The following is a 25,257-nucleotide window of genomic DNA, read 5'->3' on the forward strand; positions in this document are numbered from 1 at the left end:
ATGACCGCGCCTTCCGTCAACGCTGCAGGCTGCAGCAACGGTTGTGCGCACTGCGCCGCCCGTTCCACGATCGAAACTGCCCCGGATGCGCCGGCGGGAGTTCGGCTGGCGGCCTTGGCCGCGCTGGTCTTCATCGGACCGTTGGTCGGCGCCGCCTTTGGAGCGGTCCGGGCCGGCGGGGGAGGGGTGCGTCAGGTCATCGGTGCGCTTGCGGGATTTGCCGCGGGCGTGGTAGCCGCGCGAGCCACGCTTTGCCTACTGACGGACCGACGGCGGGGCAACCGATGATCGCACCGCTTCCAGAGGCGCCCGCGATTCGGCCATTCGCAGGGGGTGTTCATCCGCCGGAAAACAAGCATCTGGCAGCGGACCACCCGATTGAGGTGCTGCCGACGCCCGCCGTGGTCCATCTGCCCTTGCATCAGCACGCCGGTGCGCCGTGTGTCAGCAAGGTCCGGTTTCGCCAGGAGGTCAAGTGGGGCGACGTAATCGCGGACGCAGAGGCGTTTGTCTCGGCGCCGATCCATTCTCCGGTCAACGGCGTCGCGCAACTTGGCGGCGTGACCACGCTGCCGAACGGTCGGCATGTCAAGACGCAACCAATCAAGGCCGGCCCCGACCAGACGGATGCCGCGCAACTTAAGGCGATCCTTCTCAGCGGCCCCTGGCCGTTCGAGCGGATCGGGCAGCTCGATCCCGCCGAGATAACGCGCAAGTGCCGCGCGTCCGGACTGGTCGGAGAGGGAGGCGCGGCCTTCCCGACCCATGTGAAGTTGACACGCAACGAAAAGCGGCCGGTTGACACCCTGCTGGTCAACGGGTGCGAGTGCGAGCCGTACCTGACCTCGGATTACCGGCTGATGGTCGAAGCTCCCGACGCAATTGTGGCCGGCGCGCTCCTCGCCGCTCGCGCCGCCGGCGCGGCGCGGATCGTGATCGCCGTCGAGGACAATAAACCTCGCGCGATTGAGACGCTCAATCGCGTTGCCGCCGAACACGGCATCCGCGTTGTGGCGGTACCCACGAAATATCCGATGGGAGGCGAGAAGCAGTTGATCCCGACAGTGCTCGGCCGAGCCGTGCCCAATGGTGGTCTGCCGCTGGACGTGGGCGTCGTCGTCATCAACGTCGGTACTGCCACCGCGCTGGCTGCGGCCGTTCTGCGCGACCGGCCGCTCACGCACAGAGTGGTCTCGGTGACGGGCGCGGGCATTGCGTCGCCGAAGAACATTCTCGCCCCGATCGGCACGCCGATTTCAGAGTTGATCGCCTTTTGCGGCGGATTGAAGCCCGATGCGGCGCGGGTTCTGGCCGGCGGGCCCATGATGGGCTTCGCGCTCCATTCGCTGGATGTGCCCGTTACCAAGGGGACGAGCGGGATCGTCTGCCTGACCACCCCGGAGGTGCGGCGCGCCGAGGAAACCGCCTGCGTGCGCTGCGGTCGATGTGTGGACGTCTGCCCGCTCCGCCTGGTACCGACCAAGATCGCGCTCGCCTCGCGCCACAGGGATTGGGAGACAGCGAAACGCTACCATCTGCGCGTGTGCTGCGAATGCGGCTGCTGCGCCTACGTGTGCCCGGCGGGAATCCCGCTGGTGCAGCTCATCCGCATGGGCAAGGTGATGGCGGAAGGCGTGTGACTCGGGAGATCGGTCAGCGATGAGCGAGCTGGGAACAAACGTGCCCGTTGGAACGGCGCCGCCGAACCTGGTGGTGGCGCCCGGGCCACATCTACACAGTGGATCGCTGACGACGCAGAGGATGATGTTCGATGTGATCGGCGCGATCCTGCCGGTGGCCGTGGTGGAAATCGCGATGAGCGGACACGCCTCGTTTTACAAGCTGCTGTTTGCGGCGGCCTGCTGCATGGGCGCGGAGTGGTTGTTCCAACGGATGCGGGGGCGGCGCGCGACCCTGCGCGACGGCTCGGCGCTGCTGACGGGATTGATCCTCGGCCTGTCCTTCCCGCCCAATACGCCGTGGCACATCGTGTTCAGCGCGTCGCTCGTCGCTATCGGTCTTGGGAAAATGGCCTACGGCGGGCTGGGCCAGAACATTTTCAATCCGGCGATGGTGGGACGCGCCTTTGCCATCGTCGCGTTCCCGTCGGCGTTGGGCGCATCGGCCTACGTGCCGTCCGTCGATGGCGTGAGCCTGGCGACCCCGCTGTCGGCGTTCAAGGCGGAGGGGTTCATCGCGCCACTTGTCTCATTGTTCGCCGGGGTGGGGGAGAACGCGTATGGAACCTCGAGCGCCTTGGCGAGCCTCGTAGGCGGTGTGTACCTATGCCTTCGCCGATCGGCGTCGTGGGAGATCCCCGCCGCCATGCTCGGCGCGGCGGCGCTAGGCGCGGGCGTTATCCAGGCGCTCGGAGTCAGCGGCGGCTGGACAGTCCTGCATGAACTCAGTGGGGGCGCCCTCGTGTTTGGCGCGTTCTTTATCGCGACGGACCCGGTGACCAGCCCCCTCACCCCCTTGGGAAAGGCCATTTTTGGCGCGGGCATTGGGCTGCTGGTGATCGTCATCCGCAAGCTGACGGGCTATCCCGAAGGCGTGATGTTTGCGGTGCTGGTCATGAATGCCTTCACGCCGCTGATCAACCGCTGGACCGTGCCCACCCCGCTTGGCGGACCCATGCCCGAAAGGAAGTCGTCATGATGCGATATGTCCGCGAGGCCTGGCTGGTGATCGCGCTGTGCCTGCTGTTCGGAGCGGCGCTGGCCGGTGTCCAGGCGGCCCTCCAGCCGAAGGTGGAGGCAAACAAACTGGCGGACACCCTTGGGCAAATCCCCGCGCTCGTTCCGGGCGCCGTCTCCGGCGTGGCGGAAACGATCGGCGGGCTTCGCACCTTCCGCGCGCTGGACGCAGAGCGCCGAGAAGTGGGCCGCGTCCTCGTCGCCTCAGGCCAGGGTTTCGCCGACCGCATCGAGCTGCTGGTGGGCGTGGACGCCGCGGGCGAGCGGATCACCGGCCTCTACATTGTGGATCAGAAGGAAACCCCCGGGCTCGGCGATTTCATTACGAAAGAGAAATGGCGAGCGCAATTTGCCGGCAAGCCCGCGCGCGTGCCGTTGCGCGTGACCAAGTCCGGCGCGACGCGGCCGGAGCAGGTGGACGGGGTTACCGGCGCGACGATCTCGTCCGAAGCGGTGGTTTCGATCGTCAATACCGCCCTGGCGCAATGGAGAAAGGAGGCGCCGGGACTATGAGCCGATCCCTGCCCGATCCTCGCGAACGTTTCCTCAACGGCATTCTGCCGGAAAATCCGGTCTATCGCCAGGTGCTCGGGATGTGTCCGTCCCTCGCGGTGACGAACACCATGGAAGGGGCCATAACCATGGCGGGGGCCGTGCTCTTCGTGCTCGTTTGCTCAAATGTCTTGATCAGCCTGATCCGGGGGCTCCTGAAGCCGCACCTTCGAATCCTGGTCTTCACGCTGACGATCGCGACGTTCGTCACCATCGCGGACCGCCTCTTGGCCGCCTATCTCTACGACATGAGCAAGCAGCTCGGTCCGTACATCCCGTTGATCATCGTCAATTGTGTGATCATCGCGCGGATCGAGGTCTGCGGGTCGAAACAGGGCCCGCTGGCGGCCGCGGCGGACGCCCTCGGGCAGTCGCTCGGTTTCGGGCTGGGGCTCGCGGGCATTGCGACCGTCCGAGAGATTCTTGGATTCGGTACGTGGTTCGGTCGATGGCTCGGCTGGCGGGTCATTCCGGACACCTCGCCAGCCCTCTGGGACGAATGGGTGGTGATGATCCTTCCGCCGGGAGCTTTCCTCACGCTTGGCGTGCTGATGGGAGCGATAAACTGGATCCAGGCGATCCGAAGGCAAAGGGCGCGGCAGGCGACATGAGTTATCTTCAGTCCATCTTCATAACGGCGGTGACGATGGTGCTCATCAACAATATGGTGTTGCACTACTTCGTCGGAATTTGCCCCTTCATCGGCGTCTCGAGGCGCGTCGACACCGCATTTGGGATGGGATGCGCAGTGACCTTCGTGGTCTCCATTGCGGCGGCCTTAAGCTGGCTGTTGACCTACTTCGTGTTGTCTCCGGGGGCGCCCCTGGCGACGTGGCTTGTGAAGCTCGCTAACCCGGCGTTCGCGGGCACGGTGAACCTCAGCGTGCTGAGCTATCTGGTCTATATCTTCGTGATCGCCGCAACGGTTCAGCTGGTCGAGATGTACGTCCGCAAGTTTTTCCCGGGACTCTACCGGGCCTTTGGGGTCTTCCTGCCACTAATCACGACCAATTGCTTGATCCTGTTTGTATGTCTCGAGGTGATGAAGAATCTGTCAGTGGACGCGGGAGCGCCCTGGGGGCTCGACCGCACACTGATCCATGCGATTTCGTCCGGCCTGGGCTTCATGCTGGCCATTGTGCTCATGGCGGGGATCCGGCAAGAACTGGACACGTGCGACGTGCCGGCTCCGTTGCGGGGCCCGGCCATTACGCTCATTACAGCGGGAATCCTGGCGCTCGCCTTTCTGGGATTCACAGGCGTCGACCGGAATCTGATCAAGCTGGGCGAGGGCGGGCCTGAGGCGGTGCTGCCGAAGGGCCGCGTGGAGGCTTCGCCATGATGGATCTCGCCACCATGGCCCTTGCGGGAGGGACCATGATGGGCCTCGGCGTCGCGGCAGGCTGGGTCCTCGGTTGGGCGAGCCGTATTTTCCACGTCGAGGTGGACCCGCGGATTGAACGGGTCAACGCCGTGCTGCCGGGCGCCAACTGCGGAGGATGCGGATGCACGGGCTGCCAGTTGTATGCGGAGGCCGTGGTGGCCGGCAGGATCGGGCCGGACAAATGCACAGTAGGGGGTCCCAGCGTGGCCCAGGCGATTGCCGAGATTCTCGGCGTCGAGTTAGGGGAGACCTGGCCTTTCCGACCGATCGTCCACTGCCGCGCGCACACGGGAGACAAACTCCAGATGGGAAACTATAGCGGCGAATCCACCTGCGCAGCGGCCAACCTCGTTAACGGCGTGCAAGGTTGCACCTATGGCTGTCTCGGCTTCGGCGATTGCGAGCGCGCGTGTGAATACGACGCCATTCACGTGGTCGATGGCCTGGCGACGGTCGATTACGAAAAATGCACGGGCTGCGGCGCCTGCGCCCGCGTTTGCCCGCGCAACATTATCACAATGGTTCCGTTCAAGCGCGAACGGATGCTCGCGGTCGCGTGTTCGAACAAGGATTTCGGCAAAGATGTTCGCGCGGTGTGCAAGGTCGGCTGCCTCGGGTGCAAGGCCTGCTCGAAGGCCAGCGGCTTGTTCATCGTGACTGACAACCTCGCGCGGGTCGACTACGATCACTATGACCCGGAGCATTTCGTCGGGGTCGATGTCGCGATCGAGAAGTGTCCGGCCCAGGGCATTCTTTATGTGGGCAAACCGGAAAAAAGGGATTTGGAGAAACTGGGCGATATCGAGCCGCCGAAGTTGGTGGAGGCTAATTTCAGGACCACCGTGGACAGGACGGACTGGCAGGGATGAAACGGAGGGCAGACTAGCGGGCACCTACACCGATAAACCCCATGAGGAGGCTCAACGAACATGCTGCACATTCGTGAATTCGTGATGAAACAACCGCTCTTCGCGGGGCTGGACGCTGAAACCGTAGACTGGATCATCGGGTCCTCCTCCGCGCGCGAGTATGAGCCGGGCCAGTTCCTGCTCCGTGCAGGCAAACCCGCTGACCACCTGTTTCTGATTGTGCGCGGGCGTGTGGCCATTGAAGTGCCGCCGCAGGGCGAGAAAGGGGCAATCATCATCCAGACCCTGGCGGACGGCGACACGGTGGGATGGTCATGGATGCTTCCGCCCTATACGTGGAACCTCGACGCTCGGGCGCTCGAGAAGACCGTGGCCGTCGCGATTGACGCCGCGAAGCTGCGCGCCCGAATCGAGGGCGACGTCGCCCTTGCGGCGAAAATGTACCGTCGGTTTTCCGAGGTGATGCTGCAGCGCATCCACGGAATGCGCAAGCAACTATATGAAACCGTGTGAAGGAGAATGACGATGCCGATCGCCCCTCCAAAAATCGAACCGCCGAGCGCCGACAAGCGATGGCGCCTGGTCGACAACACGATGCGCAAGCACGGATATCGGCCGGATGCGCTGATCGAAGCGCTGCACACCATGCAGGAGTGTTTTGGCTACCTGGACGAGCCGGGCCTCAAATTCGTGGCGCGTTCGTTGCGGCTGCCTCTCAGCAAAGTCTTCGGCGTCGCCACGTTCTACCATTTCTTTACGCTGAAGCCGAAGGGGCGCCACACCTGCGTCGTCTGCATGGGTACGGCATGCTACATCAAAGGCGCTCAAAACATTTTGGATGAGATTGAGAAAACCTACGGCGTCAAACCCGGGGAGACCACGCGGGACGATGCGCTATCGGTCCTCACGGCCCGCTGCATCGGGTCGTGTGGCCTCGCCGCGGCGGTGGTCGTGGACGGCAATATCCTGGGCAAAGTCACCCCGGCACAAACCCTCGAGCATCTGGAAAAGGTGGTGAAAACATGACCCCGGAAGAACTTCGCGAGTTGGCGGAAAAGCGCCGCGCGCAGCTCAAGCAACCCCGTTGCCGGTTGAATGTGTGCCTAGCGGCGGGATGCCAGTCCTGTGCCGGCGACAGCGTGTTCAAGGCAATCAAACAACAGATTGAGGCGCGAAAGCTCGACGGCGTGCAGGTGCGCGGCGTCGGCTGTCTAGGGCTCTGCGCCGAGGGCCCGCTCGTCCTCGTCGAACCCTCGGGGCTGTTGTACCAGCGGGTGAAGCCGGAGGACGCGGGCGAGCTGCTGGACGCTTTGGAGGGTGCCCCGCTCAAGCGCCTCGAATGCCCCACCGACGTGCCCTTTTTCAGGGCTCAAAAGAAAATTGTCCTCGAAAACGCGGGCGTCATCGATCCTGAAAACTTGGAAGATTATCTGGCAGCCAAAGGTTACGAGGGTCTGATTCGTGCGCTGACGGACATGACGCCGGCCGATGTGATTGCCGAAGTCACCACGAGCGGTTTGCGCGGCCGCGGGGGCGGCGGGTATCCCACGGGCTTGAAATGGAGCACCGTCGCGAAGTCCAAGGGCGCGAAAAAGTACGTCATTTGCAACGGTGACGAGGGCGACCCGGGTGCGTTTATGGACCGCGCCGTGCTCGAAAGCGATCCGCACCGCGTGATCGAGGGCATGATCATCGCGGCCTACGCGGTCGGCGCGCAGCACGGCTATGCCTACATCCGCGCCGAATATCCCCTCGCGGTCAAGCGGATGCAAAACGCCATCAAACAGGCGCAAAAAGCGGGGCTGCTTGGCGATGGCATCCTCGGCACGAGTTTCTCATTCAACATGGAGGTTCGGTTGGGGGCCGGCGCCTTCGTCTGCGGCGAGGAAACGGCCCTGATCGCATCCATCGAGGGCAAGCGCGGACAGCCGCGCCCGCGCCCGCCGTTCCCCGCGGAATCCGGGCTTTGGGGATATCCCACGCTGATCAATAACGTGGAGACCTTCGCGAACATCCCGCCGATCCTGCGGCATGGCGGCGCTTGGTATGCCGCTATCGGCACCGAGAAAAGCAAGGGCACAAAGGTCTTTGCCCTTGCCGGCCGTGTAAAGAATACGGGCCTCATCGAGGTGCCGATGGGCATCACGTTGCGCGAGATCATCTTCGATATCGGCGGGGGTATCCCGGACGGGAAAAAATTCAAGGCGGTTCAGACCGGCGGACCGTCTGGCGGCTGTATCCCAGAGCAGTATCTAGACATGCCGGTGGATTATGATTCGCTAGCCAGGGTCGGATCCATTATGGGGTCAGGCGGCATGATCGTGATGGACGAAACCTCCTGCATGGTCGATGTCGCCAAATTCTTCATGGATTTCTGCAAGGCGGAATCCTGCGGTAAGTGCGTTCCGTGCCGCGCCGGCACCGACCAGATGCACGGAATCCTGACGAAAATCTGCAACGGAGAGGCGACTCTCGACGACCTGGCGCTGCTCGAGCGGCTGTGCGATGTCGTAAAAAACACTAGCCTTTGTGGGCTCGGCCAGACGGCGCCCAACCCGGTGCTCTCGACGCTGAAATATTTCCGAGACGAGTACCTCGCCCACATTGTCGACAAACGGTGCCCGGCCGGCGTCTGCAAAATCAAAGCCCCTGCGGAGGTTCACGCATGAGCGAATCTATTCTCACCCTGTCAATCGATGGTAAGGACGTCAGCGCGGTGGCCGGGCAGACGATTCTCGAAGTCGCGCGGGAAAATGGTATCGCGATCCCCACGCTATGCTACCTGCAGGGACTCACCCCCGTGGGCGCCTGCCGGATGTGCCTAGTGGAGGTTAAGGGCGTGCCCAAACTTCTGCCAGCCTGCGTCACCCGGGCTGCCGAGGGCATGGAGGTGACGACCCAGACGCCCCGCCTGCAGGAGTATCGACGGACGATCGTGGAGCTCCTGTTTGCTGAGCGCAATCATGTCTGCGCCGTTTGCGTGAGCAACAACCATTGCGAACTGCAGGACCTGGCGCGCCGAGTCGGAATGAACCATGTCCGCGTCCCGTATCGATATCCCCGACTGGGCGTGGACGCCACGCACCCGCGGTTCGCTGTCGACCACAACCGATGCGTGCTGTGCGGGCGATGTGTCCGGGTCTGCGATGAGATTGAGGGCGCGCATACGTGGGATTTCATGGGTCGCGGCATTGAATGCCGCGTTATCACCGACATGAACCAGCCGTGGGGAAGCTCCGAAACCTGCACCTCGTGCGGCAAGTGCGTCCACGTCTGCCCGACTGGCACGCTCACCGAAAAGGGCCGCGCGGCCGCCGAGATGAAGAAGCGGCTACAATTTCTGCCGTACCTGACGCTGATGAGGGAGGCCAGACCATGAGCAACAAGATCCGATTGGCTACGGTGTGGCTCGACGGCTGTTCCGGCTGCCATATGTCATTTTTGGATATGGATGAGCGGCTCCTCGAGCTCGCGGACAAGATCGAACTGGTGAGCAGCCCGATCATGGATGCGAAAGACGTGCCGCCAAACATCGACCTGACGCTGATCGAGGGAGCCGTGTCCAGCGAAGAGGATCTCCACAAGGCCCTCGCGTTTCGCAAGAATTCTAAGCTGGTTATGGCCTTCGGCGACTGCGCCGTGACCGGAAATGTCCCATCGATGCGGAATATGTTTGACGTCGACGAAGTGTACAATCGGGCCTACGTGGAGACCGCGGATACCCAGAAGCAGGTGCCAAGGAGCGTGGTTCCGGCCCTTCTCGCGCGGGCCCGGCCGGTGCACGAGGTGATCCATGTAGACGTTCACCTGCCCGGCTGCCCGCCGAACGCGGACATCATCTTCTACGTGCTGTCGGAGTTGATCGCGGGCCGCATGCCCGATCCGATGAAAATAGGGAAGTTTGGATAAGTTCGGGGAAAGGAGAGCCACCATGGCAAGGACCATCGTTATCGATCCGGTTACTCGGATCGAAGGCCATTCCAAGATCACGGTGTACCTGGACGACCAGAATCAGGTCGCCGACGCGCATTTCCATGTGACGCAGTTCCGCGGCTTCGAAAAATTCACCGAGGGCCGACCCTACACGGAAATGCCAGCCATCACCGCGCGCATTTGCGGGATCTGCCCTGTCAGCCATCTGCTCGCCGCCTCGAAGGCGTGCGACGACCTGATGGCGGTCAAAATTCCGCCGACCGCCGCCAAGCTGCGCCGTCTGCTCAATTACGCCCAGATTACCCAGTCGCATGCGCTGAGTTTCTTCCACCTCAGTTCGCCCGATTTCCTGCTCGGCTTCGATTCAGACCCGGCTCAGCGGCACATTTTCGGTGTAGCGTCTCGATACCCCGAAATCGCAAAGGACGGGATCTGGCTCCGAAAGTATGGCCAGCAGATCATCGAATGGCTCGGCGGCAAGCGAATTCATGCAGCGTGGACCGTCCCGGGTGGCGTGAACGCCCCGCTCAAGCCCGAGACCCGCGACAAAATCCTCGAAGACTTGCCGAAGGGAATCGAGATCGTGCGCCGCACGCTCGATTTCTGGAAAAATGAGCAGCAAAAGTTCAAAGAAGAGATCGAGCACTTTGCCAATTTCCCGTCGCTTTTCCTTGGTCTCGTCACCCCCGAGGGCAATCTCGAGCACTACGATGGCTTCCTACGCGTGGTCGATGCAGACCGCAAGATCATCGCCGACAAGCTCGAGCCTACCGCCTATCATCGCCACATCGGCGAGGCGAGTCTCGGCGACAGCTATCTAAAGGCTCCCTACTTCAAGCCGTTCGGTTTCCCTGGCGGCATGTACCGCGTGGGGCCGCTCGCGCGTCTGAATATCTGCGATGCGTGCGGGACCCCCCTCGCGGACAGAGAATTACAAGATTTCCGCGCGTTGAGGCCGGGCGGCGCCGTGCTTAGTTCGTTCTACTATCACCACGCGCGCCTGATCGAGATCCTATTTGCGCTGGAGCGGATCGGCGAGTTGTGCAATTCGGCAGACATTCTGAACACCCATGTGCGCGCCGTTGCCAACCCCAACAAATTTGAGGGAGTCGGCGTCTCCGAAGCCCCGCGCGGCACGCTGTTCCATCACTACAAGATCAACGAACAGGGACTGATCACCTGGGCCAACCTCATCGTCGCAACGGGCAACAACAATCTGGCGATGAACAAGGGCATCACGCAGGCGGCACGGCATTTCGTCAACGGTTCGGACGTTCGGGAGGGAGCGCTGAATCGTATCGAGGCGGTGATCCGCTGCTATGACCCATGCCTGAGTTGCTCGACGCATGCGCTCGGCCAAATGCCCATCCGGCTGACGATCGTCAGCGCCAAAGGCGAGATTCTGCGCGAGATCGCGCGCGGATGACGCAGCGGCGGGGCCGCCGGGCGCGGGGACCATCCCGTCTCGACGGTCAGGACACCCGCGATTCCAAGCGCTGGAGCTCGGCGAGCACGACGTCCACCACCGAGGGAAAATCCGTCCGCTCACTAAAGCCGAGCTCGCGAAGTTTCCGGTCATCCAGCGTGCTGTCCCGCGGGCGCCGGGCTTTGCGGGGAATAACGCGGCTGGAAGGCAGAAAGTGGTCGAAGGGCAGCCGGAGGTGTCGCGCGATCTCCACTGACCAGGCGTAGCGCGTAGCGCCTCGAGGCCCGCTCAAATGGAAAACGCCCTCGGCGTCTTGTTGGATCAGGAAACTCATTCCTCGCGCAACATCGCGCGTCCAGGTGGGCACGCGGATGAGCACGTTGTCGAGCTCCACGGGCTGGGCGCGGCGAGCGTCTTCGATGATCAACCGGATGAATCCGCAATCCTGAAGGGTAGGTCCACCGCCGACCAGCAGGGGAACACGGAGGATGATTGTATTACGACGGTCAGCGAGCGCGTCCTCGGCTTCGACCTTGCTGCGCCCGTACTCGCTGAGGGGGTTGCGTGGACTGGTCTCCGAATAGGGCGGGGATTCGCCGTCAAACACATAGTCGGTGCTGACAAAGAGAAGGCGCGTGGAGGTGGGCAGGCTCTCGCGGAGGACGCGGGCGGGCGCCGTGTTGAGTCGCCGCGTTTCCAGCGGATCCTCCTCGCAAAAATCGGGTTCACGGTAGGCGGCGAGTAGCAGGACGACGTCAGGCCGCTGCTCTCGGACGAGGCGGACGAGCGCATCGGCATCACGGATGTCGACGGGGATGGAGCCGCGTGCCCCACTCCGGCTGACAGCGATGACATCGCCGAGTCGACTGAATTCGAGCAAAACCTCTCGGCCCAGCAGACCGGTCGACCCCAACAAGAGCGTTTTCATCGGATCGCTAGTATTTCAATACGCGATCCAGAAAGCGCGCAACCGCAGAATGCGAAGGAGCGGAAAAGAGAGCATCCCCCGGCGCGTGCTCCACGATTCGGCCGTCGGCGAGAAAGACAGCGTGGTCGGCGACCGAGCGAGCAAACGCTAGATGATGGGTCACGAGGACCAGATCGCGCCCTTCAGCGCGCAGCTCGCCGATCATGTCGAGGACCTCCGCAGTCATTTCCGGATCCAGCGCGCTGGTGGGTTCGTCAAACAGCAGAAGCTTCGGACGGATGGCGACGGCTCGGACAATCGCCACGCGCTGGCGCTGGCCCCCCGACAGCTCGGCGGGTTTCTTGTGGGCGTGGGTCTCGAGCCTGAATCGCCGCAGATGGGCCATCGCGAGATCGCGTGCCGCGTCCCTGTCCATGCCGTGGACGTGGACCAACGGGAGCGTGATGTTTTCGAGCGCGGTTAGATGCGGGAAGAGGTTCATCGCCTGAAATACGACGCCTACCTGCCGGCGGTGCTCGCGCAGCGCGGATTCCTCGAAGGCCAGGATATTGCCCCCGATCGCTAGGCGGCCGCGGTCCGGATATTCAAGCCCGGCCAGAATGCGGAGCAGGGTGGATTTCCCGCCGCCCGAGGGGCCGATCAGCACCAGCGCCCGAACTCCGTCGACCGCCAGGGATACGTCCCTTAGGGCTACGTGGTCGCCAAACGATTTGGATATCTGCTCAAGTTCAAGACGCATGGCCGGCAACGTGTGTCCGCCATTAGGAAGGGGCGGCTGTCATGTCTCAAAGCGGAAACGATGCTCGAGGGCCCGACTTAGCGCGGACAGCGGCCAGGTGACCAGCAGATAACCGGCCGCCAGTGGAATGTAGCTCTCGAGTGTGCTGTAGGTCGCGCTGTTCACCTGTTGCGCTGCGAGGGTGAATTCGTTGATGGAGATGATGCTGAGCAGCGAAGAATCTTTCACAAGAGACACGAATTGGCCGGTCAGCGGCGGAAGCATTTGGCGAATGGCCTGCGGGAAAATCACATGGCGATAAATCTGCGCCGGAGTTAGGCCAATCGCGCGGGCGCTTTCCAATTGGCTGGCGCCGACGCTCTCGATCCCGCTGCGAATTATTTCGCTGATATAGGCCCCCGCAAACACGGAGAGGATCAGGACGCCCGCCACAAAGCGATTGTGTACGCCGAAGGCATTAGCGACCACGTAAAAGAACACGAGGATCTGCACAAGCAACGGCGTGCCGCGGATCAGCTCCACGTAGACCACACCGGCCTGGCGGATCAGCAGCAGGCGGGCCCGCCGGGCGAGGGCCGCCGCCAGGCCGATCAGGGTGCTGCAGACGAGCGCGGCGACGGAAATCGCCAGTGTGGCGAGCCAACCGCGAATGAACTGGCCGCGGTAGACCCAGACGCCGCTCCAGTTCCAGTGGTAGGCGATCTGCGCAAAGGCCGCGTGCAGCCCCGCGGCGAGCGCGATCAGGATGATGACGACGTGCGCCGCGCGCGCGGCCCACGGCGCCTCGCCGCGGCGATCCGCAACCCACCACGACCGTCGCGCCCTAGAAGACAAACGGAATCCCCTCGCCGATGAAATACGATTTCATATCGGTCAGGTAACGATTGCCCAAATCCTCGAAGCCGCCTTTCGCCCGAAAGTCGGCGAGGAAGGCGTTGACCTTGTCTCGGAGCGCGTCATTTCCTTTGCGAATGCCAATAGCCCACGACTCGCGTCGGATCGGTTCGAGATTCGGGCGCGTGGCATCCGGGTTCCGCCGCCAATGGTTGTAGACGGACATCTGGTCATAAATAAACGCGTCGGCCTTGCCTTGGATCACCTCTAGCACGCAGGCGGACTCCTCGCGCAACACGTGCACATCCGCGAGCGGCAGGTGCTCTTTGGCATACAATTCCCCCGTCGTTCCGAGTTTGACGGCGACGCGCCGACCCGGCGCATTCAGGTCCGAAACGCTTCGGACGTCCGACCCGGCGTGGATCAAAAGCGCGAGGCCCACCTGCAAATAGGGGTCCGAGAAATCGATCGAGCGGGCCCGCTCTTCCGTGGCCGTCATCGAGGAGAGGATCAGGTCGATCCTGCCGGTTTTGAGCGCGGGGATCAGGCCGTCGAACGGGATGTTCTCAATGCGGAGAGGTCGGCCGAGGTACTCGGCCAGCGCGCGCGCGATCTCGACGCTGATCCCGGCTGGCTGGCCGTTTGTGTCCGTCATTTCAAATGGAGGATAGGCCAACTCCATCCCCACCACCAGTGGCCGGTCTTTCTCGCTCCGCGCGCATCCGATCGCGGCGGCGAGAATGGCGACCATGGTCAGCGATAAACCGTTCGGGCAACGCATAAGAGGTTCTCCTCAAAGCCAGCGCGGGCGCCATCCGGCAACCTGCCCACTGCATAGCGCAAGGCTACCGCGCATCCGAAAGCTTGCCAAGGCCAGTTCGCGCCGATAGCTTGGGAGTCTTTTCGGACGGAGGTTCAGATTCGCATGAATATAACCGTCGTGGGCACCGGATATGTCGGCTTGGTGACGGGCGCCTGTTTTTCCGATTGGGGCCACAACGTCCTCTGCGTCGACAACGACGAAAACAAGATCCGCATGCTCAAGCATCTGCAGATGCCGATCTACGAGGTCGGCCTCGAGGATTTGGTCAAACGGAACGTGGCGGCCGGGCGCCTCCATTTCACCACGTCGATCGCCGAGGGCACTCATTTTGCAGAGGTCATTTTCATCGCCGTCGGCACGCCTCCGGGCTATCGCGGCGCGGCGAACCTTTCCTACGTTGAGCAGGTCGGCCGCCAGGTGGCCGAGCACATGACGGATTACAAGCTCCTTGTCGAAAAGAGCACGGTGCCCGTCAACACGCACGAGCAGCTCAAACGCACGGTCACCAAATACCTCCGGGCCGACATTCCGTTCGACGTCGCCTCCAACCCGGAATTTTTGAAGGAGGGTACTGCGATCGAGGATGCGTTCCATCCGGACCGGATCGTCATCGGCGTCGAAAGCGCCCGGGCGGAGAAACTGCTGCGCGAGATTTACCAACCCATCCTCGACCGCACCGGCTGCCCCCTGCTGGTCATGAACCCCGCGAGCGCGGAACTGACCAAACACGCGTCGAACTCCTTCCTCGCGATGAAAATTTCGTTCATCAATGCCGTCGCGCGGATCTGCGAACTCGCCGGCGCGGATGTCGAGCAGGTGGCGCTGGGCATGGGTCTGGACAAGCGGATCGGCCCGCAGTTTCTCAAAGCCGGCGTCGGTTACGGCGGATCCTGTTTCCCGAAGGACGTCGATGCCTTCGTCCAAATCGCCGACCACTTGGGCTACAATTTTGAGCTGCTCAAGGAGGTCCAGCGGGTCAACAAGACCCAGCGCGAACACGTCCTGCAAAAAATCCAGCGCGAACTGTGGGTGGTCCAGGACAAGGTCATCGCGATCCTTGGCCTCGCGTTCAAACCCGGAACGGACGATATCCGCGAGGCGCCCTCCCTCTTCTTCGTCCCTCAGCTCATTGAGATGGGCGCGAAGCTCCGGCTCTGGGATCCAATCGCCCGGGATCGCTTCGCGCAGCTCTTTCCCAGCGAGGCCTACTTCAAGGACCCCATCGAATGCGCCACTGGCGCGGACCTTCTGCTGATCCTGACCGACTGGCCACAGGTCAAGCAGATCGACCTCGACCAGCTCAAAGCGGTGATGCGATGCCCGGTGATCGTGGATGGCCGGAATGTATTCGATCCCCGGACGGTGCGCGCGAAGGGATTCACTTACCATTCCGTGGGCCGGCCGTGATCCCGACGACAGGGGTTTGACAGCGGGCGGCGCGGTCCATATTCTTGGCGGACTTTTTCCCCATGAATTGGGACACAACGGATTGGGACAGAACCTGCAGAAGGGAGTGAGGACAAAACGTGACGGAAGTGAAATTGCGAAAAGGCGAGTCGGTCGACAAGGCTCTTCGACGCTTGAAGAAGAAGCTCGATAAAGAGGGCCTTATGCGTGAGATCCGCTCGCACCGTTACTATGAAAAGCCCAGCGAGCGCCGTCGCCGCAAAGAGGCGCGCGCCCGCATGCGCGCGTCCGCCTGACCCCTTTCGGCTCATTCTCAACCTCCCCAACGGCGGGGAGTTCTGTTATAAGCGCTGAAGCGATGCGGAGGCGTCAGTCCCGACCGCTTGGAACCTCGTCCTCCGCCGAATGTCCATGGCGCGGAATTTCCATTTTATGGAAGCCGTTTTGAGAATTTTTACAGAGCATGGAAACCGGCGCCGCGCCCCAATCCGCCTGCGTCCGCCCGCGCCTGCCGCCTGAATGGAGTTCGCGCTCTCCACCCACTGGAACGCCGCGCGCCACGGACGCGGCGAGACGATGATCGAGGAAATCGTCCGGCTCGGATTCCGCCGCGTCGAGTTGGGGTACGACCTGCGCCACGAACAGGTACCCGGCGTAATGGCCATGGTGCGGGACGGCGCCATCCGCGTGGATAGCGTGCACAACTTCTGCCCGGTGCCATTCGGTGCGCCGCGCGGCCACCCGGAGTTGTGGTCGCTCGCGTCCCGGGATGAGCGCGAGCGAGACACGGCCGTCCGGAACACAATGGCGACCATCCGATTCGCGGCGGAGGTCGGGGCGCGGGTGGTCGTGACACACGCAGGACATGTCGACATGCCGCCAATGAGCCCCGATTTGTTCGAACTGGCGGTGGAGAACCGGCAGGATACGCCGGAGTATGAGCGCCGGAAAATCAAATTGATGGAGCAGCGTGAGAAGCGGGCGCCCGCCCAGTTCGAGCTGCTGTTGCGGAGTCTCGAGCGGCTGGTGCCCACCCTGGACGAGGTGGGCGTGACACTCGCACTCGAAAACCTGCCCAACTGGGAGGCATTCCCGACCGAGCTCGAATTCGAGGCGATCAAGCGCCGACTGCCGACGCCGCGCATCGCCTACTGGCACGACATCGGGCACGGGCAAATTCGTCAGAACCTGGGGTTCACCAACCATTATCGGTGGCTGGAGCGGCTCTGGCCGCACACTGCGGGTATGCACGTCCACGACCTTATCCCCCCAGCTACGGACCACGTCATGCCGCCGCGCGGGTCCATTGACTTCGCGCGCTTTTCGCGATTTGCCGAGCCCGATAAGATCTACGTCATCGAACCGTCGTCCCGGGCGCCCTTCGAGGAGGTTGCGGCGGGCCTTGCCCACTTGCGACAAGTTTGGGGCGCGCGGGGAGATTCAACCCAGAAACCACGGGAGAAGGCATGAAAGCGCTCATCACCGGCATCACCGGCCAAGACGGGTCCTACCTCGCGGAATTTCTGCTTGAGAAGGGGTACGAAGTTTACGGTCTCGTTCGGCGCTCCAGCACTGAGACCCACGACCGCATCGAGCACATCAAGAGCCGGCTCCACCTGGTGCAAGGCGACTTGCTCGACGAGATTTCGCTGCTGCACCTCATGGAGCAGATCCAGCCTGATGAGATTTACAACCTCGCGGCACAATCCTTCGTCCACACCTCGTGGAACCAGCCGCTGCTGACCGGCGAATTTACCGCCCTCGGGGTCACCCGTCTGCTCGATGCGATGCGGTTTGCCTGCCCCCGCGCGAAATTTTATCAGGCATCCAGCAGCGAAATGTTTGGCGCGGCCAAGCCGCCCCAGAACGAACAGACGCCGTTTCACCCGCGGAGCCCTTATGCCGTGGCCAAGGTGTACGGGCACTACATCACGATGAATTACCGCGAAAGCTACGGGCTCTATGCCGTCTCTGGAATTTTGTTCAATCACGAGTCCCCGCGGCGCGGCAAGGAGTTCGTCACGCGCAAAATCACCGACGGCGTGGCGCGCATCAAACTGGGGCTGCAAAAGGAGCTGAGGATGGGCAACCTCGACGCGAAGCGCGACTGGGGCTACGCCGGCGATTACGTGAAAGCCATGTGGATGATGCTTCAACAGCCTTCGCCGGATGACTACGTCATCGCCACCGGCGAATCTCACTCGGTGCGCGAGTTCCTCGAACTGGCCTTCGGGTATGTCGGCCTGAACTGGCGCGATTATGTGGTGATCGACCCCAAATTTTTGCGCCCGGCGGAAGTCGATTTCTTGCTCGGCGACCCTTCTAAGGCGCGGCAGAAACTCGGCTGGAAGCCGGAGGTGTCCTTCGAGCAACTGGTCCGCATGATGGTGGATGCCGACCTCGAGCGGATCCAGCGAAGCATGAGGTGACCGCATGCGCATTTTGGTGACCGGCGCGCGGGGATTCGTGGGCCGACATTTGATGGCCGAGTTGGCGGCAGCCGGCCACGAGCCAGTCGGCCTTTCCCGGCAGGCGGATTGCCCGGCGGCCGACTCATCGGACCGAATTGCCGACATTTGCGACCGCCGGGCCGTTGCCGAAGTGGTTCGCGATCTGCAACCAGAGGGTTGCGTGCATTTGGCGGGCGTCGCGTTCGTTCCCGCCGGCTGGACGCAGCCGCACCACGTGTTCGAGGTCAATGTCCTTGGGGCGCTCAATCTCTTGGAAGCGTTGCGAGAACACGCGCCCCGCTGCCGAACCGTCCTGGTGTCGAGCGCGCTGGTCTACGGGGCAGCCGACCCGGACCGGCCTCGCGACGAGCAGGCGCCGCTTGACCCGCAGTCGATTTACGCCGTCTCGAAGGCGGCCTCGGACCTCAACGGCCTGCTATATGCCCGGCATTATGATCTGCCCGTGATGGTCGCACGGCCATGCAACCACATTGGCCCCGGCCAGTCCGCCGAGTTCATGGCGCCTTCGTTCGCAAGGCAGTTGGCGGACATTGCGTCGGGCCGCCAGCCTGCCGTCATCCGCGTGGGCAATCTGGATTGCGTGCGCGAGTTCATGGATGTCCGCGATGTGGCGCGCGCGTATCGGATGCTGCTGGAGCGGGGGCGAGGCGGAGAAGCGTACAATGTTTCGGCCGGAATCGCCGGGCCGGTCCGATCGATTTTGGAGGAGTTGTGTCGAATTGCAGGCGTATCGCCCCGCATTGAGATCGATCCGGCGCGCTGGCGCCCCACCGACCGGCAACCTCTCCTCATGGCTGACAAAATTAGGCGCGAAACGGGCTGGTCTCCCATCTTTCCGCTGCACCAGACGTTGGCCGACATCTACCATTCGATGGCATCGGCCGTGGGCGCGAGCTAGCCCCCGCGCGGGTCAGACAAGGCGACATTGGCCGCGCATTGACGCGCGCGGGAACGATGCCGGCCTCGGGCAGACCTTTTATAGATCTCCGGCTCGACCCTAGACGCTCGCGTCGATCGGTAAGGGATGATCGATCGATTTGACGTCGGGTTGTCGTTGAAAAATCAGATTCGGAGGCTGAGATTGGGCACATGCACGAGCTGGGCATCGCTCAGGGTATTCTGGAGGCCGCCCTGGAGGCTGCGGCGCGAGAACGGGCAGAGCGGATTGTTCGACTTCGCGTGAAGGTGGGGGAGCTTTCCGGGGTGGTCGAGGAGGCGCTTCGATTTGCCTTCGAGGCGATCTCGGCCGGCACGCGGGCGGAAGGGGCGCGACTTGAGGTGGAGGTCATCGCCGTGCGATGCTATTGTGCTCAATGCCAACGGGAGTTCGAGGCCGCGCCGCTCCGCTATGAATGCCCCCTGTGCGGGACGCCTTCTGGCGAAGTGCGGGCCGGACGCGAGCTGGCGCTTACGGAAATTGAGGTGAATTGACATGTGCGACCATTGCGGTTGTTCGCAGGCTGTCTCCCACGGTCACCATCACGGCGAGGCCGGCGAAACGGCCGGGCACGGCCACGCTCACGAACATCACCACGAAGCGGAGACGCGAACGATCGAGTTGCACCGATCGCTCATGGCGCTAAACGAACGACTGGCCGAGCAGAATCGGGGCTATTTCAAGGCGCGTCACACGCTGGCGCTCAACATCGTCTCCTCGCCCGGCGCGGGCAAGACGTCGCTCATTGAGGCGACGGTGCGCGCGTTGTCGGGGGAATTCCGGATGGCCGTGATTGTGGGCGATCTGGCAACGGATCGGGATGCTCAGCGGATCCGTGCGGCCGGCGCGCCGGCGGTGCAGGTGACCACTGGCACGGTCTGCCATTTAGACGCGCACATGGTCCAACACGCGCTTGAAAATTTGGGCGATGCGCCCGTCGATGTGCTGTTCATCGAAAACGTCGGCAACCTCGTGTGTCCGGCGAGCTTCGACCTCGGGGAGCGCCTGCGCGTCGTGGTGCTCTCAGTTACGGAAGGCGAAGATAAACCGCTCAAATATCCGTCAATTTTTCAAAGCGCGGACGCCGTCGTTTTGAGCAAGATCGACCTCGCCCTGGCAGCAGGCTTCGACCGCGAGTTCGCGCTGGCCAACATTCGGACCGCTGCGCCCGCGGCTCGGATCTTCGAGCTCTCCGCAAAGACGGGCGAGGGGCTCGAGCCGTGGTTCAATTTTTTGCGGGCGCACGCGCCTATTCGCAGAGTTTCGTAGACGCCGCGAATGTCCCTCAAGCCGGTCCCCGGCGCGACGCGGACGGCGTGGCCAATCCGTAGGGTTCTCAATATTTCGGAACAGAGGGGTCGACCGTCTCGGACCACGCGAGGCAACCGCCCCGAAGGTTGAACAGCTCCCCGGGGAATCCTGTCGACATTAGTTGCCGGATGACCATCGCGCTTCGCCCGCCGGACTTGCAGAACACGACGGTGGGGCGGGACGGGTCCAACTCTGTAATTCGATTGAGGCATTCGCGCATCGGGATTTCATGCGTAGCAGGAAGCCTCGCAATGGCACGCTCGCTGTCCTCGCGGACGTCGAGGATGTTCACTGGACGGCCCTCGTCGAGCCACCGTTTCAATTCTCGCGGCTCGATCTCCCGAATTTTTACAGCAGGAAAACAGACGGGTTGCATGACCGGTTGGAGGCTGCGGATCGTCGGCGAGTTCCCGCAAAGCGGGCATGCGGGGTCTTTTTTCAGGCGAAGTTCGCGGATGCGCATCCCGAGCGCGTCAACCATGAGCATCCGGTTCACCAGCGGATCGCCGCGACGAAGGATAAGCTTGATGGCTTCCATCGCCTGTAAGCAGCCCAACAGTCCCGGCAAAACGCCGAGGACGCCCGCTTCGGCGCATGAAGGTATGGCGCCGGCAGGGGGCGGCTCGGGGTGGAGGCAACGATAGCAGGCGCCATGCGCCGCCCAAAACACGGCGACTCGGCCCTCGAATCGCTGGATGGCGGCATGCACGTTCGGTTTGCCCGCCAGCGCACACGCGTCGTTCACCAGATACCGCGTCTCGAAATTGTCGGCGCCGTCCACCACGATGTCGTAGGCTCGGGCGAGCTCCATCCCGTTTCGCTCGGAGAATCGCTCGGGATGCTCAACGAGTTCGATGTGCGGATTAAGATCGGCGAGACGATCCCGAGCGGCGGTGACCTTGAGGCGGCCGAGGTCTCGCTCGCCGTAAAGAATTTGCCGATGAAGATTCGACGCGTCGACGGTGTCGGGGTCCATGAGGCCGATGCGTCCCACGCCGGCCGCCGCCAGGTAGTATGCGGCCGGGGAACCCAGGCCGCCGAGACCCACCACGAGCACACTCGCCCGCTTGAGCGCGATCTGGCCTTCCTCGCCGATTTCGGGAAGCCGCATTTGGCGCAGGTATCGCGCGCGCTCGACCTGGTGGAGTGGCGTGACCATGGAGGGGAATATGGCTTGAACATGGGTAAACCTCAACGGGCTTTGGTCGGGGGTCGAGGGCACCCGCGTGCCGGATGTCGATTAGGTGATTGCGGTAGCCGACAAGGGGCAGGGATCGCCATGTCCAAAATCGTTGGTCCAGGTGGAATCGGACGCTCCACAAAGGGCGCGTGAGGAGCCGTCCTACTTTCCAGGTGGCGGGATGTCGTCCTCTGCGTTCCGATTTGGAGGGACAGGTTCCACCCTGTCCGGGAAAGGCCCGCGTGGAAGCGGGCCCTCGACGGGATCGTCCAGCCGCAGAGGCCTGGCCTAAAAATTCACCATCGTTACGCGGTCGTAGAAAAACGGTATCTGACTTGGTATCGGAAATGGTATCTGTGTCGTTCTAAACTCGTTTCCGATCTTCAACCCGATATCGAACACGACCTCGTGAGAGATTTTGCGCCGCATTCTCGCAGTACCATCGTCCATCTCATCGGTTTTCCCGCCACCGGAACGGGATCGATGCCTGCCAGTATATGAGGAACTATTTTACAGACTCATGACAGCCAGCCGTCTTCCATTCATTGCGACGCTGGAGGGGGCGAAAGATAGCTTGCTGCCATATCTCAAATGCTGATTATGGCAGTCTGATAAAATTTTGTGGAATGCTTGACAATCCCGACTAACTCTATATATTTAGTCGGAAATTCAGGAGATCCAGTCATGGGAAGAATTTTTGCAGACAATTCGCTTTCGATTGGGCGCACGCCGTTGGTTCAAATCAATCGCATCACAAAGGGTGCGAAGGCGCGCGTGGTGGCCAAAATCGAGGGCCGGAATCCCGCGTATTCCGTGAAATGCCGAATCGGCGCATCCATGATTTGGGATGCCGAGGAACGGGGCGTGTTGAAGCCGGGCATGGAAATTGTTGAGCCCACCAGCGGGAATACGGGAATCGCGCTTGCCTACGTTGCTGCGGCGCGGGGTTACAAGCTGACGCTGACGATGCCCGAGACCATGAGCATCGAGCGACGGCGCGTGCTGGCGGCGTTTGGGGCGAACCTCGTTTTGACGCCGGGACCGGAAGGCATGCGCGGCGCAGTGAAGCGGGCGGAAGAAATCGCGATGTCCGATCCGGAAAAGTATTTCCTTCCTCAGCAATTTAAGAATCCGGCGAATCCGGCCATTCACGAGAAAACGACAGGCCCGGAAATTTGGGAGGACACAGACGGCCAGATTGACGTGCTGGTGGCTGGGGTCGGTACGGGAGGGACGATCACCGGCGTGTCGCGGTTCATCAAGAAGAAGATGGGCAAGCAAATTTTGTCGGTTGCGGTGGAGCCGCGGGAAAGTCCGGTCATCACCCAGCGCCTGAACAATCAGGAGCTCAAGCCCGGGCCGCACAAGATTCAGGGGATTGGTGCAGGATTCATTCCGGACACACTGGACCTGAACATGGTTGATCGGGTTGAGCAGGTCAGCAGCGAGGAGGCGGTGGAGATGGCGCGGCGACTGGCGACTGAAGAAGGTATTCTCGCAGGGATCTCCTGCGGCGCCGCAATGGCCGTTGCGGACCGGCTCGCCCGACAGGATGAGTTTGCCGGCAAACTGATCGTGGTCGTACTGCCAGATGCCGGCGAGCGGTATTTGTCGACGGTTCTGTTTCAGGGGATCGGCGTCTAGCCCATACGCCCGATGATCTCGAATCGATGCCATTATGCGCTTCGCGCGATGTTGGAGCTGGCGCTGCAGGAAGGGCGGGGTCCGCTGACCATCAGCGAGATCGCGTCGGCGCAAAACATTCCCGTCCGTTTTTTGGAGGCGATCATGCGCCAATTGAAGCTGGCGGGGCTCGCCGATTCGCTGCGCGGCAAAACGGGCGGCTACTTTCTGGGGAGGCCGGCCGAACAGATCCACATTGGCGAGATCCTGGACCTATTTGAGGGGCCGTTTTTTACAAACAGCGAGCAAGTGGGGCCTCACGTCATTCGCGAGGCCGAATCGGATGTCTTTGCCCCGATTTGGCGTGAGGCGGATGAATCGCTCCGCGCTGTATTTCGGCGTCACACCCTTGCGCGCCTGGCCGAGCTGGAGCAGCAGCGCCGGGATGCAGCGGCGCAGAATTACTCGATATGAAGATGGCCGGTTTTCAGGACGCGTGGGCCGGGGTGGACCTCGACGACGCCCGCGCGGTGCTGGAGAGGGCGCTTGAGCTATATCATCCGCGGATCGCCCTCGCGTGCAGCTTCAGCATCGAGGATGCCGTCGTCCTCGACATGCTCATGGCGATTCGGACCGACGCGCGCGTGTTTGCAATCGACACGGGCCGTCTGAACCCCGAGACCTATGAATGCGCAGAAGCGCTCCGCCGCCGATACGGCGTGAAAATCGAGTGGTACTTTCCCCGCCACGAGGCTGTCGAGAAATTGGAGCGGGAGAAGGGCCTGTTTTCTTTTCGGGAAAGTTTGGAGAACCGCAAGGAGTGTTGCGGCATCCGGAAAGTGGAGCCGCTGCAGCGGGCGCTTGCGGGGCTGGATGCATGGATCACTGGTTTGCGCCGGGAGCAGAGCGTGACGCGCAGCGGGCTGGAGCCGGTGGAGCGCGACGAGGCGCACGGGGGGATCGCGAAGATCAATCCGCTCGCCACATGGACACTGGACAGGGTGTGGGCCTACGTCCGCGAACATTCTATCCCCTACAACGCGCTATACGATGTTGGTTACGCGTCGATCGGATGCGCACCTTGCACGCGCGCGATCCGGCCGGGCGAGGATCCGCGCGCCGGACGTTGGTGGTGGGAGAATCCCGAGCACAAAGAGTGCGGATTGCACCTGCGCCCTCGGTGAACCGCAGAGGTTCGCCCGGACGATTACGAGGGGAACAGGGATGACGATGAAATACCGATTGTCACATTTGGATGCGCTTGAGGCCGAGTCGATCTACATCATGCGGGAGGTTGCTGCCGAGTTCGAGCGGCCTGTGTTGCTGTTTTCCGGCGGCAAGGATTCGATCTGCCTGCTGCGACTGGCGGAAAAGGCCTTTCGGCCGGCAAAGTTTCCCTTCCCGCTGCTTCACATTGACACGGGTCATAACTTTCCCGAGCTGCTCGAATTCCGCGACCGCCGCGCCACCGAGCTGGGCGAAAGACTCATCGTGCGCACCGTGGAGGACGCGATCGCGCGCGGGATCGCGCGCCCTACGCCCGGCGAGACGAGCCGCAACCGCCTTCAGACGCCTACGCTGCTTGCCGCCATCGAGGAGTTCAAATTCGATTGCGCGATCGGCGGAGCTCGGCGCGACGAGGAAAAATCCCGCGCCAAGGAGCGCATTTTTTCCTTTCGCGACACCTTCGGGCAATGGGACCCTAAGAACCAGCGTCCGGAAGTGTGGAACCTGTACAACACGCGCATTCATCCGGGCGAGCACATGCGCGTGTTTCCGCTTAGCAACTGGACCGAACTCGATGTCTGGCAGTACATCGACCGTGAGAACCTCGAGATTCCATCGATCTATTTCAGCCATCGCCGGAAAGTGGTTCGCCGCGACGGGCAGTGGCTGCCGGTCAGCGACCTGATCACGCTGAAGCCGAATGAGGAGGTCTGCGAGCTCGACGTCCGCGTGCGAACGATCGGCGACATTTCGTGCACCGGCTGTATTGAGTCGAGGGCATCGAGCGTCAAGGAGATCATTGCCGAGATCGCCGCCGCGCGCGTTACGGAGCGCGGCAGCCGGGCCGATGACAAGCGCTCCGAAACCTCGATGGAGGACCGGAAGCGCGAGGGCTATTTTTGAAGCGGAGGGAGCAG

Annotated in this window: 29 protein-coding genes; 24 read left to right on the forward strand and 5 right to left on the reverse strand. The window is 62.4% G+C overall.

What is annotated here, in order from left to right; translation table 11 throughout:
- From NZ740_02065 to NZ740_02125, 13 genes are read left to right on the forward strand one after another with little or no spacing between them, the layout of a single operon-like run.
- Positions 1 to 288, forward strand: a complete 288-nt coding sequence (locus tag NZ740_02065; protein ID MCS6770793.1) for a hypothetical protein — start codon at positions 1 to 3, stop codon at positions 286 to 288.
- Complete coding sequence (rsxC, locus tag NZ740_02070; protein MCS6770794.1) at positions 285 to 1,640, forward strand: electron transport complex subunit RsxC; 1,356 nt, start codon at positions 285 to 287, stop codon at positions 1,638 to 1,640. Before NZ740_02065 ends, rsxC begins: the two co-directional genes overlap by 4 nt.
- A gap of 19 nt (positions 1,641 to 1,659) precedes the next feature.
- Positions 1,660 to 2,658, forward strand: a complete 999-nt coding sequence (locus NZ740_02075) for an RnfABCDGE type electron transport complex subunit D (protein ID MCS6770795.1) — start codon at positions 1,660 to 1,662, stop codon at positions 2,656 to 2,658.
- Positions 2,655 to 3,209, forward strand: coding sequence for an FMN-binding protein (locus tag NZ740_02080; protein ID MCS6770796.1), 555 nt, complete (start codon positions 2,655 to 2,657; stop codon positions 3,207 to 3,209). The genes NZ740_02075 and NZ740_02080 overlap by 4 nt, the downstream gene beginning before the upstream one ends.
- Positions 3,206 to 3,859 (forward strand): electron transport complex subunit RsxE, encoded by a 654-nt coding sequence (rsxE, locus tag NZ740_02085; protein MCS6770797.1) that lies wholly within the window; start codon positions 3,206 to 3,208, stop codon positions 3,857 to 3,859. Before NZ740_02080 ends, rsxE begins: the two co-directional genes overlap by 4 nt.
- Entirely contained in the window at positions 3,856 to 4,590 is a 735-nt protein-coding gene (locus NZ740_02090; protein ID MCS6770798.1) for an RnfA-Nqr electron transport subunit, read from the forward strand. Before rsxE ends, NZ740_02090 begins: the two co-directional genes overlap by 4 nt.
- A complete protein-coding gene (locus tag NZ740_02095) occupies positions 4,587 to 5,501 on the forward strand; it encodes an RnfABCDGE type electron transport complex subunit B (protein ID MCS6770799.1) in 915 nt (304 codons plus the stop codon). The genes NZ740_02090 and NZ740_02095 overlap by 4 nt, the downstream gene beginning before the upstream one ends.
- A gap of 60 nt (positions 5,502 to 5,561) precedes the next feature.
- Positions 5,562 to 6,014: a cyclic nucleotide-binding domain-containing protein gene (locus NZ740_02100; GenBank protein MCS6770800.1), complete on the forward strand. Its 453-nt coding sequence runs from the start codon at positions 5,562 to 5,564 to the stop codon at positions 6,012 to 6,014.
- Positions 6,015 to 6,020: 6 nt separating this feature from the next.
- Positions 6,021 to 6,527, forward strand: a complete 507-nt coding sequence (gene hoxE / locus NZ740_02105; GenBank protein MCS6770801.1) for a bidirectional hydrogenase complex protein HoxE — start codon at positions 6,021 to 6,023, stop codon at positions 6,525 to 6,527.
- A complete protein-coding gene (gene nuoF / locus NZ740_02110; protein ID MCS6770802.1) occupies positions 6,524 to 8,170 on the forward strand; it encodes an NADH-quinone oxidoreductase subunit NuoF in 1,647 nt (548 codons plus the stop codon). The genes hoxE and nuoF overlap by 4 nt, the downstream gene beginning before the upstream one ends.
- Positions 8,167 to 8,880: a bidirectional hydrogenase complex protein HoxU gene (gene hoxU / locus NZ740_02115; GenBank protein MCS6770803.1), complete on the forward strand. Its 714-nt coding sequence runs from the start codon at positions 8,167 to 8,169 to the stop codon at positions 8,878 to 8,880. The genes nuoF and hoxU overlap by 4 nt, the downstream gene beginning before the upstream one ends.
- Positions 8,877 to 9,410, forward strand: coding sequence for an NADP oxidoreductase (locus NZ740_02120; GenBank protein MCS6770804.1), 534 nt, complete (start codon positions 8,877 to 8,879; stop codon positions 9,408 to 9,410). The genes hoxU and NZ740_02120 overlap by 4 nt, the downstream gene beginning before the upstream one ends.
- Positions 9,411 to 9,432: 22 nt before the next feature.
- The gene (locus tag NZ740_02125; GenBank protein MCS6770805.1) at positions 9,433 to 10,860 is read left to right on the forward strand and encodes a Ni/Fe hydrogenase subunit alpha; all 1,428 of its coding nucleotides are present in this window, start codon (positions 9,433 to 9,435) and stop codon (positions 10,858 to 10,860) included.
- A gap of 46 nt (positions 10,861 to 10,906) precedes the next feature.
- Here NZ740_02125 and NZ740_02130 read toward each other — a convergent pair whose 3' ends face one another.
- The 4 genes from NZ740_02130 to NZ740_02145 all read right to left on the reverse strand — a co-directional run bounded on the left by NZ740_02130 (position 10,907) and on the right by NZ740_02145 (position 14,142).
- Positions 10,907 to 11,788 (reverse strand): SDR family oxidoreductase, encoded by an 882-nt coding sequence (locus tag NZ740_02130; protein ID MCS6770806.1) that lies wholly within the window; start codon positions 11,786 to 11,788, stop codon positions 10,907 to 10,909.
- 7 nt (positions 11,789 to 11,795) lie between these two features.
- On the reverse strand, positions 11,796 to 12,527 hold the full coding sequence (locus NZ740_02135) for an amino acid ABC transporter ATP-binding protein (protein ID MCS6770807.1): 732 nt from the start codon (positions 12,525 to 12,527) through the stop codon (positions 11,796 to 11,798).
- Positions 12,528 to 12,566: 39 nt separating this feature from the next.
- Positions 12,567 to 13,277: an amino acid ABC transporter permease gene (locus tag NZ740_02140; protein ID MCS6770808.1), complete on the reverse strand. Its 711-nt coding sequence runs from the start codon at positions 13,275 to 13,277 to the stop codon at positions 12,567 to 12,569.
- A gap of 73 nt (positions 13,278 to 13,350) precedes the next feature.
- Positions 13,351 to 14,142, reverse strand: a complete 792-nt coding sequence (locus tag NZ740_02145) for a transporter substrate-binding domain-containing protein (GenBank protein ID MCS6770809.1) — start codon at positions 14,140 to 14,142, stop codon at positions 13,351 to 13,353.
- 144 nt (positions 14,143 to 14,286) lie between these two features.
- Here NZ740_02145 and NZ740_02150 point away from each other — a divergent pair, with 144 nt between their 5' ends.
- From NZ740_02150 to hypB, 7 genes are all read left to right on the forward strand, one after another.
- Complete coding sequence (locus NZ740_02150) at positions 14,287 to 15,591, forward strand: UDP-glucose/GDP-mannose dehydrogenase family protein (protein ID MCS6770810.1); 1,305 nt, start codon at positions 14,287 to 14,289, stop codon at positions 15,589 to 15,591.
- A 119-nt stretch (positions 15,592 to 15,710) separates the two neighbouring features.
- Positions 15,711 to 15,887 (forward strand): 30S ribosomal protein S21, encoded by a 177-nt coding sequence (gene rpsU, locus NZ740_02155; protein MCS6770811.1) that lies wholly within the window; start codon positions 15,711 to 15,713, stop codon positions 15,885 to 15,887.
- Positions 15,888 to 16,110: 223 nt separating this feature from the next.
- Positions 16,111 to 17,061: a sugar phosphate isomerase/epimerase gene (locus NZ740_02160; protein ID MCS6770812.1), complete on the forward strand. Its 951-nt coding sequence runs from the start codon at positions 16,111 to 16,113 to the stop codon at positions 17,059 to 17,061.
- Positions 17,058 to 18,020, forward strand: a complete 963-nt coding sequence (gene gmd, locus NZ740_02165) for a GDP-mannose 4,6-dehydratase (GenBank protein ID MCS6770813.1) — start codon at positions 17,058 to 17,060, stop codon at positions 18,018 to 18,020. The genes NZ740_02160 and gmd overlap by 4 nt, the downstream gene beginning before the upstream one ends.
- Before the next feature lie 4 nt (positions 18,021 to 18,024).
- Positions 18,025 to 18,960, forward strand: a complete 936-nt coding sequence (locus NZ740_02170; protein MCS6770814.1) for a GDP-mannose 4,6-dehydratase — start codon at positions 18,025 to 18,027, stop codon at positions 18,958 to 18,960.
- Between the two features lie 191 nt (positions 18,961 to 19,151).
- A complete protein-coding gene (gene hypA / locus NZ740_02175; GenBank protein MCS6770815.1) occupies positions 19,152 to 19,493 on the forward strand; it encodes a hydrogenase maturation nickel metallochaperone HypA in 342 nt (113 codons plus the stop codon).
- A 1-nt stretch (position 19,494) separates the two neighbouring features.
- Positions 19,495 to 20,268, forward strand: a complete 774-nt coding sequence (gene hypB, locus NZ740_02180) for a hydrogenase nickel incorporation protein HypB (protein ID MCS6770816.1) — start codon at positions 19,495 to 19,497, stop codon at positions 20,266 to 20,268.
- A gap of 67 nt (positions 20,269 to 20,335) precedes the next feature.
- On the opposite strand, the gene moeB is transcribed toward hypB, so the two are convergent.
- Positions 20,336 to 21,469 (reverse strand): molybdopterin-synthase adenylyltransferase MoeB, encoded by a 1,134-nt coding sequence (moeB, locus tag NZ740_02185; protein MCS6770817.1) that lies wholly within the window; start codon positions 21,467 to 21,469, stop codon positions 20,336 to 20,338.
- Between the two features lie 705 nt (positions 21,470 to 22,174).
- Here moeB and cysK point away from each other — a divergent pair.
- Genes cysK through cysD form a run of 4 tightly spaced genes read left to right on the forward strand, consistent with a single transcriptional unit; the run spans position 22,175 to position 25,243 of the window.
- Positions 22,175 to 23,134, forward strand: coding sequence for a cysteine synthase A (gene cysK, locus NZ740_02190; GenBank protein ID MCS6770818.1), 960 nt, complete (start codon positions 22,175 to 22,177; stop codon positions 23,132 to 23,134).
- A 12-nt stretch (positions 23,135 to 23,146) separates the two neighbouring features.
- Positions 23,147 to 23,587 (forward strand): Rrf2 family transcriptional regulator, encoded by a 441-nt coding sequence (locus tag NZ740_02195; GenBank protein MCS6770819.1) that lies wholly within the window; start codon positions 23,147 to 23,149, stop codon positions 23,585 to 23,587.
- Entirely contained in the window at positions 23,584 to 24,297 is a 714-nt protein-coding gene (locus NZ740_02200; protein MCS6770820.1) for a phosphoadenylyl-sulfate reductase, read from the forward strand. The genes NZ740_02195 and NZ740_02200 overlap by 4 nt, the downstream gene beginning before the upstream one ends.
- A gap of 46 nt (positions 24,298 to 24,343) precedes the next feature.
- Positions 24,344 to 25,243 (forward strand): sulfate adenylyltransferase subunit CysD, encoded by a 900-nt coding sequence (cysD, locus tag NZ740_02205; GenBank protein ID MCS6770821.1) that lies wholly within the window; start codon positions 24,344 to 24,346, stop codon positions 25,241 to 25,243.
- Positions 25,244 to 25,257 lie beyond the last annotated feature (14 nt).

It is taken from the genome of Kiritimatiellia bacterium (genome assembly GCA_025054615.1).
Taxonomy (GTDB): Bacteria; Verrucomicrobiota; Kiritimatiellia; order CAIVKH01; family CAIVKH01; genus JANWZO01.

Coding starts and splice junctions, on each gene's coding strand:
- NZ740_02065 (MCS6770793.1), top strand. CDS start 1: ATGACCGCGCCTTCCGTCAACGCTGCAGGCTGCAGCAACGGTTGTGCG.
- rsxC (MCS6770794.1), top strand. CDS start 285: ATGATCGCACCGCTTCCAGAGGCGCCCGCGATTCGGCCATTCGCAGGG.
- NZ740_02075 (MCS6770795.1), top strand. CDS start 1,660: ATGAGCGAGCTGGGAACAAACGTGCCCGTTGGAACGGCGCCGCCGAAC.
- NZ740_02080 (MCS6770796.1), top strand. CDS start 2,655: ATGATGCGATATGTCCGCGAGGCCTGGCTGGTGATCGCGCTGTGCCTG.
- rsxE (MCS6770797.1), top strand. CDS start 3,206: ATGAGCCGATCCCTGCCCGATCCTCGCGAACGTTTCCTCAACGGCATT.
- NZ740_02090 (MCS6770798.1), top strand. CDS start 3,856: ATGAGTTATCTTCAGTCCATCTTCATAACGGCGGTGACGATGGTGCTC.
- NZ740_02095 (MCS6770799.1), top strand. CDS start 4,587: ATGATGGATCTCGCCACCATGGCCCTTGCGGGAGGGACCATGATGGGC.
- NZ740_02100 (MCS6770800.1), top strand. CDS start 5,562: ATGCTGCACATTCGTGAATTCGTGATGAAACAACCGCTCTTCGCGGGG.
- hoxE (MCS6770801.1), top strand. CDS start 6,021: ATGACGATGCCGATCGCCCCTCCAAAAATCGAACCGCCGAGCGCCGAC.
- nuoF (MCS6770802.1), top strand. CDS start 6,524: ATGACCCCGGAAGAACTTCGCGAGTTGGCGGAAAAGCGCCGCGCGCAG.
- hoxU (MCS6770803.1), top strand. CDS start 8,167: ATGAGCGAATCTATTCTCACCCTGTCAATCGATGGTAAGGACGTCAGC.
- NZ740_02120 (MCS6770804.1), top strand. CDS start 8,877: ATGAGCAACAAGATCCGATTGGCTACGGTGTGGCTCGACGGCTGTTCC.
- NZ740_02125 (MCS6770805.1), top strand. CDS start 9,433: ATGGCAAGGACCATCGTTATCGATCCGGTTACTCGGATCGAAGGCCAT.
- NZ740_02130 (MCS6770806.1), bottom strand. CDS start 11,788: ATGAAAACGCTCTTGTTGGGGTCGACCGGTCTGCTGGGCCGAGAGGTT.
- NZ740_02135 (MCS6770807.1), bottom strand. CDS start 12,527: ATGCGTCTTGAACTTGAGCAGATATCCAAATCGTTTGGCGACCACGTA.
- NZ740_02145 (MCS6770809.1), bottom strand. CDS start 14,142: ATGCGTTGCCCGAACGGTTTATCGCTGACCATGGTCGCCATTCTCGCC.
- NZ740_02150 (MCS6770810.1), top strand. CDS start 14,287: ATGAATATAACCGTCGTGGGCACCGGATATGTCGGCTTGGTGACGGGC.
- NZ740_02160 (MCS6770812.1), top strand. CDS start 16,111: ATGGAGTTCGCGCTCTCCACCCACTGGAACGCCGCGCGCCACGGACGC.
- gmd (MCS6770813.1), top strand. CDS start 17,058: ATGAAAGCGCTCATCACCGGCATCACCGGCCAAGACGGGTCCTACCTC.
- NZ740_02170 (MCS6770814.1), top strand. CDS start 18,025: ATGCGCATTTTGGTGACCGGCGCGCGGGGATTCGTGGGCCGACATTTG.
- hypA (MCS6770815.1), top strand. CDS start 19,152: ATGCACGAGCTGGGCATCGCTCAGGGTATTCTGGAGGCCGCCCTGGAG.
- hypB (MCS6770816.1), top strand. CDS start 19,495: ATGTGCGACCATTGCGGTTGTTCGCAGGCTGTCTCCCACGGTCACCAT.
- moeB (MCS6770817.1), bottom strand. CDS start 21,469: ATGGTCACGCCACTCCACCAGGTCGAGCGCGCGCGATACCTGCGCCAA.
- cysK (MCS6770818.1), top strand. CDS start 22,175: ATGGGAAGAATTTTTGCAGACAATTCGCTTTCGATTGGGCGCACGCCG.
- NZ740_02195 (MCS6770819.1), top strand. CDS start 23,147: ATGATCTCGAATCGATGCCATTATGCGCTTCGCGCGATGTTGGAGCTG.
- NZ740_02200 (MCS6770820.1), top strand. CDS start 23,584: ATGAAGATGGCCGGTTTTCAGGACGCGTGGGCCGGGGTGGACCTCGAC.
- cysD (MCS6770821.1), top strand. CDS start 24,344: ATGAAATACCGATTGTCACATTTGGATGCGCTTGAGGCCGAGTCGATC.